This window comes from Variovorax sp. PAMC28562 (assembly GCF_014303735.1).
GTDB lineage: Bacteria > Pseudomonadota > Gammaproteobacteria > Burkholderiales > Burkholderiaceae_C > Variovorax.
This window is the reverse complement of the sequence record NZ_CP060296.1, coordinates 4228736-4241557: the sequence shown is the minus strand read 5'-3', so window position 1 is coordinate 4241557 and position 12822 is coordinate 4228736. Positions and strand designations below refer to the sequence as shown.

11 protein-coding genes are annotated in these 12822 nt (G+C 64.0%); 5 read left to right on the top strand and 6 right to left on the bottom strand.

The features are described from left to right. Positions 1–33: 33 nt before the first annotated feature. Positions 34–987 (bottom strand): LysR family transcriptional regulator, encoded by a 954-nt coding sequence (locus H7F36_RS19865; RefSeq protein ID WP_187052392.1) that lies wholly within the window; start codon positions 985–987, stop codon positions 34–36. 146 nt (positions 988–1133) lie between these two features. Between H7F36_RS19865 and H7F36_RS19860 the strand changes: the two genes are divergently transcribed. The 4 genes from H7F36_RS19860 to H7F36_RS19845 are packed head-to-tail and all read left to right on the top strand — an operon-like array spanning position 1134 to position 3874. After that, on the top strand, positions 1134–1835 hold the full coding sequence (locus H7F36_RS19860) for a pirin family protein (protein ID WP_187052391.1): 702 nt from the start codon (positions 1134–1136) through the stop codon (positions 1833–1835). 59 nt (positions 1836–1894) lie between these two features. Further along, the gene (locus tag H7F36_RS19855) at positions 1895–2335 is read left to right on the top strand and encodes a DoxX family protein (RefSeq protein WP_261802412.1); all 441 of its coding nucleotides are present in this window, start codon (positions 1895–1897) and stop codon (positions 2333–2335) included. A 48-nt stretch (positions 2336–2383) separates the two neighbouring features. Next, positions 2384–2947, top strand: coding sequence for a flavodoxin family protein (locus H7F36_RS19850; RefSeq protein WP_187052390.1), 564 nt, complete (start codon positions 2384–2386; stop codon positions 2945–2947). A 15-nt stretch (positions 2948–2962) separates the two neighbouring features. After that, the gene (locus H7F36_RS19845; RefSeq protein WP_187052389.1) at positions 2963–3874 is read left to right on the top strand and encodes a pirin family protein; all 912 of its coding nucleotides are present in this window, start codon (positions 2963–2965) and stop codon (positions 3872–3874) included. 42 nt (positions 3875–3916) lie between these two features. Here the strand turns inward: H7F36_RS19845 and H7F36_RS19840 are convergent, their stop codons facing one another. From H7F36_RS19840 to H7F36_RS19820, 5 genes are all read right to left on the bottom strand, one after another. Beyond that, on the bottom strand, positions 3917–5476 hold the full coding sequence (locus tag H7F36_RS19840) for a tripartite tricarboxylate transporter permease (RefSeq protein WP_187052388.1): 1560 nt from the start codon (positions 5474–5476) through the stop codon (positions 3917–3919). Positions 5477–5480: 4 nt separating this feature from the next. Beyond that, the gene (locus H7F36_RS19835; protein WP_261802411.1) at positions 5481–5999 is read right to left on the bottom strand and encodes a tripartite tricarboxylate transporter TctB family protein; all 519 of its coding nucleotides are present in this window, start codon (positions 5997–5999) and stop codon (positions 5481–5483) included. A gap of 99 nt (positions 6000–6098) precedes the next feature. Continuing rightward, complete coding sequence (locus tag H7F36_RS19830; RefSeq protein ID WP_187052387.1) at positions 6099–7706, bottom strand: sensor histidine kinase; 1608 nt, start codon at positions 7704–7706, stop codon at positions 6099–6101. After that, positions 7681–8385: a response regulator gene (locus tag H7F36_RS19825; protein ID WP_187052386.1), complete on the bottom strand. Its 705-nt coding sequence runs from the start codon at positions 8383–8385 to the stop codon at positions 7681–7683. Before H7F36_RS19825 ends, H7F36_RS19830 begins: the two co-directional genes overlap by 26 nt. A gap of 59 nt (positions 8386–8444) precedes the next feature. Next, positions 8445–9230 carry a sulfurtransferase gene (locus tag H7F36_RS19820; RefSeq protein WP_187052385.1) on the bottom strand — a complete coding sequence of 262 codons (786 nt, stop codon included), beginning with the start codon at positions 9228–9230 and terminating at the stop codon, positions 8445–8447. Positions 9231–9292: 62 nt separating this feature from the next. Here H7F36_RS19820 and dnaE point away from each other — a divergent pair, with 62 nt between their 5' ends. After that, on the top strand, positions 9293–12808 hold the full coding sequence (gene dnaE, locus H7F36_RS19815) for a DNA polymerase III subunit alpha (RefSeq protein WP_187052384.1): 3516 nt from the start codon (positions 9293–9295) through the stop codon (positions 12806–12808). Positions 12809–12822: the final 14 nt, after the last annotated feature.

Here is a 12822-nt window from a genome sequence, read left to right as displayed (position 1 = left end):
TGAATGACAGTCGGCTTGCACTCTACATCGGCTTCAGCGGCCCCGGTGCCACCCGAGCAGTGCCTTGCGAGTTCCCTCGTGGTCGAACTGCGCGAGCCACCATTCGAGGGCGCGGCCGGGCTTGCCTGCGCTGGGCACGCGCCAGGCGCAATGCATGGTCGCAACAGGCAACACACGCGAGGTCGAACGCTCGACCAGATGGCCGGCCTCGATGTAAGGGCGGGCCATCGGCTCGGGCAAAAAGCCGCCGCCGAGGCCATGCAGCTGGGCGGCGAGCTTGGCTGCCATCGAGCCGACGGTGAGCACGTCTTGCCCACCGACGAGGTTGACCGTCATGGTCGGCCCGGAGCGCGACGAATCCGCTGCGGCCACCGCACGATGCTGTCGCAGCACCTCGTCGGTCAGCACGCCTTCGAGACGTGCCAGCGGATGCTGCGGCGCGACGGCGTAGACGAAGCGCAACTCGCCGATCGGGCGGCTGCGGATGCCGGTCGCGGTGAAGGCCAGGCTGGCCGCATCGAGCACGCTGCCGATGGCCAGGTCGGCCTCACCCGTCGTCAGTGCCTCGATGGTGCCGAGCAGCGTTTCGTCACGCAGCTTCAGGCGCGTGGGTGGATCGATCGCATAGAAGGCGCAGGCGAGATCGAGGATCGGTTCGCGCGGGATCACGCTGTCGATCGCCACCGTGAGCATCGGTTCCCAGCCGGTGGCGACCCGCTTCACGCGGTTGGCGACAGCATCGATCTCGGCCAGCATGCGGCCCGCTTCGCGCAGCAGCTCGGTGCCTGCTTCGGTGAGGCGGGCTTGCCTTGCGCTGCGGTCGAAGAGAAGCACGTCGAGCGCGTCTTCGATCTGCCGAACGCGGTAGCTGAGCGCGCTCGGCACCAGGTTCAGCGCGCGGGCTGCACCGGCAAAACTGCCGGTGCTCACCACCGTCTGCAGCATCGACAACGCGTCGGGGGTCAGGACATCACGAGGGGTTGGCATGGCCGATCATCGTTCAAATAATTTGAATGGTGCCATCAAATCGGGATGCCTTTGCAAGTGCCGACCCGGCCTAAAGTCACTTCCATCCGCTGCGCATACGGCGCGGCAGTTAGCAAGGCTCCTCGACAGGGGCAGAGGCAATCCAAATGTTGACAGTCAGGAAATCACAGGAACGCGGCTATGCAGACCATGGCTGGCTGCGTTCGTTTCACAGCTTTTCTTTTGCGGGCTACTACGACCCGGCGCACATGGGTTTCGGCAACCTGCGCGTCATCAACGAAGACCGCGTGGCGGCGGGTGGCGGCTTTGGCACCCACGGCCACAAAGACATGGAAATCATCAGCTACGTGCTGTCGGGCGAACTCGCTCACAAAGACAGCATGGGCAACGTCAAGTCCATTCCGCCGGGCGACGTGCAACGCATGAGCGCAGGGCGCGGCGTCCAGCACAGCGAGTTCAACCACATGGCCGACGAGACCACGCACTTCCTGCAGATCTGGATCGAGCCCAAGGAGCGCGGCGTGGCGCCAGGCTACGAGCAGAAGAAGTTCGACGATGCTGAAAAGCGCGGCAAGCTGCGCCTGGTCGCATCGCCGGACGGTGCCGAAGGCTCGGTCAGCATGAACGCCGACGCGCGGTTGTTCGCAGGTCTCATCGACGGCGACGAGAAGGCAAGCCTCGCGCTCGACCCGAAGCGCAAGAGCTACGTGCAACTGGTGCGCGGCGAGCTCGAAGTGAACGGCCAGAAGTTGTCGGGCGGCGACGCCGCGATGATCGAAGGCGAGTCGAAGATCGAACTCGGTGCCGGCAAGGATGCCGAAGTGCTGGTGTTCGACCTCGCCGCTTAGTCCCCACCGGGTCGTCTGCAGACGACCCTTTTTTTCGTTATCAACTCAGGAGTATTTCAATGGCCTCAACCACCGCACCCATGTCGTCGTCCGGCGTCACCACCACCTCGATGCAAGACGTTCTGGCGCTCGTCGGCCGCATCCTGATTGCGTACCTGTTCATTCCTGCAGGCATCGGCAAGCTCATGGGTTTTGCAGGCACCGTCGGTTACATCACCTCGGCTGGCCTGCCGTTGCCCGAAGTGGCCGCGGTGATCGCGATCATCGTGGAACTTGGCTTCGGCATCGCGCTGCTGCTCGGCTTCAAAACCCGCATCGTCGCCATCGTGCTGGCTGTGTTCACCGTGGCTGCTGCGCTGGCTTTCCACAAGTACTGGGCTGTGGACGTCGCCAAGGTGATGGGCACAAAGATCAACTTCGACAAGAACATTGCCATTGCCGGCGGCCTGCTCGCGCTCGCTGCTTTCGGTGCCGGCCGTTTGAGCATCGACAAGCGCTGAGTCGCTGCATCCACTCCACCCAACACCTCAATCTCCGAAAAAATCAACATGTCCAAGATCGCAGTCGTTTTTCATTCCGGCTACGGCCATACCCTGCGCATGGCGCAAGCCGTTGCGGAAGGCGCCGGCGCCGAGCTGGTGCAGATCGATGCCGACGGCAACTTGCCTGAAGGCGGCTGGGAGACCCTGGCAGCAGCCGATGCCATCGTCATGGGCTCGCCGACCTACATGGGCAGTGTGAGCTGGCAGTTCAAGAAGTTCGCGGACGCCTCGTCCAAGCCATGGTTCTCGCAAGCCTGGAAAGACAAGATGTTCGCCGGCTTCACCAACAGCGCCACCATGAACGGCGACAAGCTCTCGACGCTGCATTACCTTTTCACGCTGGCAATGCAGCAGGGCGGTCTCTGGGTCGGCACGGCCATCATGCCGAGCAACAGCAAGGCGGCGCAACGCAACGATGTCAACTACGTCGGTTCTTTCAGCGGCGCCATGGCGCAGTCGCCATCGGATTCGTCGCCGGCCGAAATGCAGCAGGGCGACCTCGACACCGCACGCCTTTTCGGCGAGCGCGTGGCCAAGGCCAGCGCACGCTGGGCTTCTGCAAAAGCCTGATGCAACATGTCGGCCATGACTGCACCTCAACTGCTGACACCGGCCGACAAAGACCTCGGCGGCGGCTTTAAAGTTCGCCGCCTTTTGCCCTCGGCCAAGCGCCGATCGGTCGGGCCTTTCGTGTTCTTCGATCACTTCGGCCCTGCCACCGAAACACCGGGCAGCGAGCACGATGTGCGGCCGCATCCGCACATCGGCCTGGCCACGGTCACCTATCTTTTCGAGGGCGCGATGATGCATCGCGACAGCCTCGGCAATACGCAGGAAATTCGCCCCGGCGCCATCAACTGGATGACGTCGGGTCGCGGCATCGTGCACTCCGAGCGCAAGCCGGATCAACGGAAGAGCGACACCTACGTCAACCACGGCTTGCAGCTATGGGCCGCCCTGCCGCTGGCGCATGAAGAGGCCGAGCCCAATTTCGCGCATACGGCTGCAGCGGACATCCCATCGTGCGAAGAGCAGGGCGCCAAGGTGCGCGTGCTCGTCGGCAGCGCGTTCGGCGAGACGTCGCCTGTGAAGACGTATGCGCCGACCGTCTACCTCGATGTGCAGTTGAAGGCCGGCGCGAGTTTCGTACTGCCGGCGCTGGCACCCGAGCTCGCTGTGTATGCGGTCGACGGCGATGTGTCGGTCGATGGCACGCACGTGCCAGCGCACACGATGGCGTTTCTTCAGGAAGGTGCGGGAGCCATGCTGCACGCATCGGCCGATGTGCAACTCGTGGTGATCGGCGGCGAGCCGCTCGATGGGCCGCGCTACATCACCTGGAATTTCGTCTCGAGCCGCAAGGAGCGAATCCTGCAGGCCGGCGCCGACTGGTCCGCCCAGCGCATGGGCCATGTGCCAGGGGAGACGGAGTTCATTCCGCTGCCGGGGCACCCGTTCGGGGCCCAGGAGCCGGACGTTAAAAGCACGCCGGTTTGATCGTCGGCTCGGATCGACCCCGCAGGGCCGATCGTTCGTTGCTTACTCGTTGACCGCCGGGGTGGCGTCGATCGGTGGCTGGGGCAGGTCGAGACCCGGCACCGGCGTCTCACCATGGCGGCTGCGCCATGCCGAGAAGAGCACGCCGGCCAACAGCAGCACGCACAAACCGATGAAGGTGCCGCTGATCGGCCGTGTCACGAACACCGTCATGTCCCCGCGCGAAAGCAACAGCGCACGGCGAAAATTCTCTTCGACCATCGGCCCGAGGACGAAACCCAGAAGAATCGGTGCGACCGAAAAATCAAGTGACATCAGCAAGGCGCCGATCAGGCCGAAGGCCAGCACTTCCCAGATCTGAAACAAGCTGTTCTGCGTGCTGTAGACACCCACCGCGATGAAGAACATCGCAGCCGGGAACAGGTACTTGTAGGGCACGCGCAAGAGCTTGACCCAGACGCCGATGAGCGGCACGTTGAGCACCACCAAAATGACGTTGCCGATCCAGAAGCTGGCGATCAGGCCCCAGAAGATGTCCGGATGCTCGGTGATCAGTTGCGGGCCGGGCTGGATGCCCTGAATCAGCAGCGCGCCGAGGATCAGTGCCATCACCGCGTCGCCCGGAATGCCAAGGCTCATGGTGGGGATGAAGTCGACCTGCGTCTTGGAGTGCGCCGACGCTTCGGGGCCCGCCACGCCTTCGATCATGCCGGTGCCGAACTTGTGCGGCGTCTTCGAAACCTTGCGTTCCAGCGCGTACGCGATGAAGGTCGTGATGGTCGGGCCGGTGCCCGGCATCGCACCGAACACGGTGCCGACGATAGTGCCCCGAATTATTGCTGGGAAGGCACGCTTCAGCTCGGCTTTGCTCGGACGCATGTCGGCCAGGGTGAGCTTGGCGCTGCTGCCGACGGCTTTCATGCGGTTCACGTTGAGCAGGAAGTCGGCCACGCCGAACAGGCCCATCGAAATGGCGGTGAGCTCGAGGCCGTCGCTCAACTCCGGCAGGCCGAAGGCAAAGCGAAAGCTGCCGCTGTTGACGTCGGTGCCGACCACGCCGCACAACAGGCCGAACAGCGTCATCGCCACGCCCTTGAGCGGCGAGCCGCGCGACATGGTCGAGCCTGCCAGCAAACCCAGCAACATGATCGAGAAGATCTCGGTCGGGCCGAACTTGAAGGCGATCTGCACCAGCAACGGCGACGCAAAGATCATGACGATGATGCCGACCGATGCCGCGAAGAACGAGGCGATCATCGTGATGCCCAGCGCGACCCCGCCCTTGCCCTGCTTGGTCATCGGGTACCCGTCGAGACAGGTCACCGCATGCGGCGGATGCGAGGGCATGTTCAGCAGGATGGCACCGATGGCGCCGCCGTACTGCGAGCCGTAGAAGATACCGGCCAGCATCAGGATGGCGGGCACCGGATGCATCACGTAGGTGAGCGGCAGCAGGATCGAGATGGCTTGGAGCGCACCCATGCCCGGCAGCACGCCGATCAAATTGCCGACCAGCACGCCAAAGAAGGACCACAGCAGGTTGGTGCCCTGAAAGGCCACGCCGAAGCCGAACCAAAGGTCATGAAGCGATTGCGAGATCATGGTGTCAGCCGCCCCACTGGAAGAGCGGCAGCTGCAGTTGCAGCGCCCACCAGAACACCACGACGGCGATGGCCGACATGGCGAGCGACAGCAGTCCGGCTTCGATCAGCGTGTTGTCGCGGTCGCCCAGTGCCGAGATGAAGACGATGGCAAAGGTCGCCGGCAGCAGGCCGCCGTACACGCCCAGCAGCAGGAAGGCCAGGATGGCCAGCACGATGCAGACACCACCGCGAATGTCCGGCATGCCGCCGGGATGGCCGTGCGACACGGCAGGTTCTGCGGATGGCTTCGGGTTGCGCGCGGACGCAGCGATCATGACGCCGACCAGCGCAAGCAACGAGCCCAACGCGACCGGGAAGAAGCCCGGCCCCATGCGCGCGAGTTGGCCGACGCGGTAGTCGACGCCGGCGACTGCGGCCGCGACGCCGACCAGCACCATCAGCGCGCCGCCGTAATAATCCTTCTTGAACCGGGCCTTGAGGGGCGATGTCGCCCCGGGCGCACCGGCTTGCTGCTCTTGCATATGTCTCCTTCGATTGGAGCAGGCAGTCTAGAAATGGAGCCTTTCAATCGGCTTTCGATGGGCTCTCTGCAGCCCGGTCGACGCCCAAAATACGTGTAATCACTTAAGGTTCGCTAAGGGTAAACGAAGGGTCGCACGGAGCCCCGCACCCGCTGTGCTGGCAGGCCCGCTCGCACCGTCCGCACTTCCGGCATCCGCCAGTTCGATGTCGCCGTGGTTGCGGCGCGCGTAGCTGCGCGCGATGGTGAGCCCGAGGCCTGCGCCCTGCGTGGCGCGCGCATCGCTCGACGCGTCTCGCTGAAAGCGCTGGAACACGCTGGCACGCCGATCTGCACTGATGCCCGGTCCGCTGTCGCAGACCTCAGCCAGCGCATAGCGCGCATCGCGCCGTACGGACACGGTGATGCTGCCGCCGCGCGGCGTGTACTTGATGGCGTTGTGCACGAGGTTCGACAGCACCTCGTGGAGTTCGGCTTCGTTCGCATGCACGGGCAGCACCGGCCGCGTGGGTTCGCCGTCTGCATCGCCCGCTGCGGCTTCATCCGTGCGCTCGAAGGGGAGGTCGCCACGCGCATCGATCCAGCCCAGATCCTGATCGTTTTCCCGCGCGAGCGGCAGGTACTGAAGCACCACGGCGCGCGCCACGGCGTTGAGGTCGACGAGCGCAGGCGCGCCACCCGCGTTGTCCTGGTGCGTCGCATGTGCCAATGCCAGCAATTGCTCGCTGAGCCGACGCGTGCGCGCCAGTTGCGTCACGATGGCCCGCAGCGATTCGCGCATGCGCTCGGGGTCGGTTTCACGCACTGCATAGCCGGCCTGGATCGACAGGATCGCGAGCGGCGTGCGCAGTTGATGCGATGCGTCTGCAAGGAACTGCGAATGCTCGGCCACCATCGTGCGGTGGCTTTCGATGTGGTGGTTGACGGCGTCGACCAGCGGCATCACCTCCTGCGGTATGCCGGTCGGGTCGAGCGGTTTCAAGTCGTCGGGCTGACGCTCGCGCAGTGAGGCCCGCAACCTTTCGAGCGGGCGCAGCGTCCATGCGACGCCTAGCCAGACGAGTAGCGTGACCACCAGCAGCATCCGGGCATCGCGCCACAGTTCCTGTTGTAGCGACTCGTTGACCGCACGCGTGCGCGGACCAGTGCTTTCGGCGGCCTGGATCAGTACCTGCCATGCGGCGTTGCTGCTGGTGTCGCCGGCGCCTTGGATGTCGTGAGTGCTGCGGGTGTCGTACACGGTCTGCCGCAGCGCCGCGATGCGCACCGGTCGCCCCTGGTACCAGGCGTCGTAGAAGACCGGCTTGCCTACGCTTTGCTCAGGCGGCGCGACCGGCGGCGGAGGCAAGTCGGGTACGCCCATGAGCGTGGTCTCCGGCCCGTCTGTGCCCACGGGCGTGATGCCTACATGCAGATGCTTGTAGCGCGCACTGGTCGCCGCGAACATCGCTTCGACCGAGAAGGCTTCATGCACCTGCACCTTGCCGTCTGGCCGCACGACGATGCTGTTGCCGAGCGCCTTGACCGGTTCCAGCAGGCTCTGGTCGTAGGCGTTGGCGACGGTTTCCGAAAGGGCGTGATAGTCGTTCCAGCTGTCGAGCGCGAGCAGCGCGACGATGCCCGGCAGCAGCAACGCGAGCAGCCGCGCCCGAATGCCGAAGCGACGCGGCTCGGTGTTCTTGTCAGCGCGCGTTGGAGACATCGGCATCGACCACGGCATCGCCGGTGCTTTCGAGCATGTAACCCAGCCCGCGCACGGTGACGATGCGAACGTCGCTGCCCTCGAGCTTGCGCCGCAGCCGGTGCAGCACGACCTCGATGGCGTCGGGCCCCGCGGTGCTGTCGTTGGTGAACACCTTGCCGAACAGGTTCGACTTGCTCACCGGCGCGCCCGTGCGCATCAAGAGGGCGGTGAGCGCGGCCTGTTCGCGCGGCGTCAGCGGCAGCAACGTGCCGCGCAGCGAGAAGGCATGGCTCTCGCCGTCGTACGACAGCGAGGCACATTGCATGCGCGGGTGTTGTCGTCCGCGACTGCGTCGGACCAATGCCGCAAGGCGCGCCTCCAGTTCGGCGACCTCGAAGGGCTTCGTCAGAAAGTCGTCGGCGCCGAGGTTGAGGCCGCGCACACGGTCTTGCAACGCGCCTTGCGCGGTCAGGATCAACACCGGCGTGCGGTTGTCGGCGTCCCGCATGTCGGCCAGCACGCTCATGCCGTGCTTGTCGGGCAGTTGCAGGTCGAGCACGATGGCGTCGTATTCGGTGCCGTCCATGAAGGCCTCTGCCGTGCGTGCGTCGGGCGCGTGGTCGGCTACGAAGCCGCTTTGCGTCAGCGCGCGGACCAGCCAAGAGGCCATGTCGAGTTCGTCTTCAACCAGGAGGATGCGCATGGCGCGGACAATATCCGAGCCTGCCTGACGCCTACCTGCCGAGACTGGCAGGTGCGCGATCAGTGCTTGATTGCGAGGTCCGGGTCTTCGGGTGCGCGAGCGCTGGCGTGCGTCGAGCGCGCGCTCAGGTCGGGTGCGAGCGCCCGGCGGCCGTCGAAGACGAAGCAGTCGCCGCGGTAGTGCGCGCCGCCCACCGTCTCGAAGTATTTGAGGATGCCGCCTTCGAGTTGAAGCACGTCGGCCACGCCTTCTTCGCGCATCAGGATGGCGGCCTTCTCGCAGCGGATGCCTCCGGTGCAGAAGCTCACGACCGTCTTGCCGACCAGTGCTTCGCGATGCTCTTCGAGCGCGTGCGGAAACTGCGTGAACTTGTCGATGCGCCAATCGACGGCGCCTTCGAACGTGCCTTCGTCGACTTCGAAGGCGTTGCGCGTGTCGAGCATGACGATCTGTTTGCCGGCATCGTCATGACCCTGGTCGAGCCAGCGCTTCAGCGTGAGCGCATCGACGCCCGGCGCTCGACCGGCTGCGGGTTGAATCGCCGGATGGTCCATGCGGATGATCTCTCGCTTGCACTTCACCAGCATGCGACGAAACGGCTGTGTGGCGGACCAGCTTTCTTTGGTTTCGAGGTCGGCAAAACGTTCGTCTGCGCGCAGACCGGCCAGGAATCCGCGCACTGCCTCCGCGGCGCCGGCGAGAAAGAGGTTGATGCCCTCTGGCGCCAGCAAAATCGTGCCCATGAGGCCGGTCGACAGGGCACGCGAACGCAGGTCTTCGCGCAGCATGGGCGCGTCGTCGATGCCTACGAATTTGTAAGCGGCGATATTCAAAATTTCTTGCACAGTCCACCATTTTAGAGAGCGCTGAATCGCATCGTGAAGTGCCGAGTTTCTACAATCGATCCATGTTCGTTCACCTCCGCCTGCACACCGAATTTTCCGTCGTCGACGGTACCAACCGAATCGACGAAGTCGTCGCCGCCGCCGCTGCCGACAAGCAGCCGGCGCTGGCCATCACCGACCTGAACAACCTGTTCGGTGCGGTCAAGTTCTATAAGGAAGCGCGCAGCAAAGGCGTCAAGCCCGTGCTGGGCTGCGAAGTCATGCTCGAAGGCCTCGGCGCCGAAATCGGTGCAGTGACGCGCATCGTCTTGCTGGTGCAAAACACCGAGGGTTATTTGCACCTCTCGGAGTTGCTGGCGCGCGCATGGACGCAGAACGTCGGCCGCGGTCAGGCGCAAGCTGTGTGCAAGCTGGCATGGCTCGAAGAGTTGCAGGGTGGGCTCATCTGCCTGTCGGGCGCGCAAGCCGGGCCGCTGGGCGCGCCGCTGTTGCAAGGCCACGCCGAGCGCGCAACGGCGGTCGCCTTGCAACTCGCCAGCCTGTTCCCGCATCGCTTCTATATCGAGTTGCAGCGCGCCGGTCGACCCGAAGACGAGCCACACGTCATCGCCGCAGTGCAACTCGCTGCACGCCTTAAATTGCCGGTGGTCGCGACGCATCCGGTGCAATTCGCAGACCGCGAGGGTTATGAGGCGCACGAGGCGCGCGTCTGCATTTCCGAAGGCGAAATTCTTGGCAATCCGCGCCGTGTTCGCAAGTTCACGCGGGAGCAGTATTTCAAGTCGGTCGCCGAGATGGAAGCGCTCTTCGTCGACGTGCCGAGCGCTGTCGCCAACACGGTTGAAATTGCCAAGCGCTGCAACCTGACGCTGGTGCTCGGCAAGCCGCAATTGCCGAACTTTCCGACGCCTGAGGTCGATGGCGTGCGCATGCCGATCGACGAGTTCTTCCGCGTCGAATCGTTCGAGGGGCTCGAGGCGCGTCTGGCGCATCTTTACCCCGATCTCGCAAAGCGCGATGTCGAGCGGCCGCGCTATGTGGAGCGGCTCGAGTTCGAGATCAACACCATCCTGAAGATGGGTTTTCCCGGCTATTTTTTGATCGTGGGCGACTTCATCAAATGGGCCAAGAACAACGGTTGTCCGGTGGGCCCGGGCCGCGGTTCGGGCGCTGGCTCGCTCGTCGCTTATGCACTCAAGATCACCGACCTCGATCCGCTTGAATACAAGCTGCTGTTCGAACGTTTCCTGAACCCGGAACGCGTGTCGATGCCCGACTTCGATATCGACTTTTGCCAGGGAAATCGCGATCGTGTGATCGACTACGTCAAGGACAAGTACGGGCGCGACGCGGTGAGCCAGATCGCCACCTTCGGCACCATGGCCGCACGGGCCGCGATTCGCGACGTGGGCCGCGTGCTCGACATGAGCTACATGTTCTGCGATGGCATCAGCAAGCTGATCCCGAACAAGCCGGGACAGCCGGTGACGATCCAGTACCCACCCAACCCGAAGGTCGAGGGCGACAAGAACAACTACGCCATCGAGATGGAGCCGCAACTCGCGGCCCGCATCGAGAAGGAAGAAGAAGTTCGCATGCTGGTCGAGCTGGCACAAAAGCTCGAAGGCATGACGCGCAACATCGGCATGCATGCGGGCGGCGTGCTCATCGCGCCCGGCAAGCTCACCGACTTTTGCCCGCTTTACCAGCAGCCCGGCAGCGACTCGGCGGTGAGCCAGTTCGACAAGGACGACGTCGAAGCGATCGGCTTGGTCAAGTTCGACTTCTTGGGACTCGCAACGCTGACGATTCTGGAGATCGCCAAGGACTTCATCATCGCGCGACACAAGGGCCAGGAGCAGTTCGCCTACGAGGACATCAAGCTCGACGACGCGCACACCTACCGCCTGTTCTCCGAAGGCAAGACGGAGGCGGTGTTCCAGTTCGAATCGCGCGGCATGCAGGGCATGCTGAAAGACGCGCGGCCGACGCGCCTCGAAGACCTGATCGCGCTCAACGCGTTGTATCGGCCGGGGCCGATGGACCTGATCCCGAGCTTCGTCGCGCGCAAGCACGGCCGCGAGCCGGTCGAGTACCCGCATCCGCTGGTCGAAGAGATGCTGTCGGAGACCTACGGGATCATGGTCTACCAGGAGCAGGTCATGCAGACCGCGCAGATCCTGGGCGGCTATTCGCTCGGTGGCGCCGACCTGCTGCGCCGCGCGATGGGCAAGAAAAAGCTCGAAGAAATGGCCGAGCACCGCGAGATTTTTCGGAAGGGCGCAGCGGTCAACAAGATCGGGCAAGAGAAGGCCGACGAGATCTTCGACCTGATGGAGAAGTTCGCGGGTTACGGCTTCAACAAGTCGCATGCCGCTGCTTACTCGCTGCTGGCGTATCACACCGGCTGGTTGAAGGTCCATTACACGGCCGAGTTCTTCTGCGCGAACATGACCGTTGAAATGGACGACACCGACAAGTTGAAGGTGCTGTTCGAAGACGCGATCAAGAACTTCGGCATCAGCTTCGAGCCGCCGGACGTGAACCGCGGCAACTACCGCTTCGAGCCGGTAACGGACAAGTCGATTCGCTATGGCCTGGGCGCCGTCAAGGGCACCGGGCAGTTCGCGGTCGAAGCGATCGTCAAGGCGCGCAACGCCAGCGGGCCTTTCAAGAGCCTGTTCGATTTTTGCGTGCGAGTAGATCGGCAGCGCATCAACAAGCGCACGGTCGAGGCGCTCATCAAGGCGGGCGCCTTCGACTCGATCCAGCAGAACCGCGCGTCGCTCATCGCGTCGGTCGACAAGGCCTTCGACTTCGCGAGCGCCACCGAAGCCAACGCTTCCCAGGTCGATATCTTCGGCGACAGCGAGCATGGCTCGGCGACGCAAGAGCCGGAGCTGGTCGACGCCACGCCATGGGGGGTGAAGGAGCGTTTGACACTCGAGAAGACGGCCGTCGGTTTCTATCTGTCGGGACACCTGTTCGACGAGGTCGCGCACGAGGTGCGGCGCTTCTGCAAGCGCGAGGTGGGTGACCTGATGGACAGCCGGGAACCGCAAATCATCGCGGGCATCGTGAGCGACTTTCGTGTCATCAACGGACAGCGTGGTCGACTGGCAATCTTCAAGCTCGACGACAAGTCGGACTCGATCGACGCGACCGCCGACGAGGCGCTGTTCAACGCCAATCGCAACACGCTGAAGGACGACGAACTGGTGATCTTGAGCGGCAAACTGCAGCCGGGTCGCGGAGGTTTCGAGGCGCGTTTTCAGGTGCAGCAGGTGTGGGACCTGGCCAGTGCGCGTTGCCGCTTCGGCAAGTTCCTGCGCGTGGCAGTCAATGGCAAGGCGCCGGACATTGCGCGCATCGCCAGAGACTTTCCACCGCGCACCGAGATGGGCGAGCACGGTGAATTGCGGCAGGGGCTGCCGGTGCGTTTGTCGCTGGCGCGGGGCGGGGCGCAGGTTGAATTGCAGCTGGGGGAAAGCGCGAAGTTCTTCCCGACCGATGCGGCGCTGGCGAGCTGGACGGCGCAGGCTGAAGCGGGCAAGGCCGCGGTGATCTACGAGTTGTAGATTACCGGCCCAGT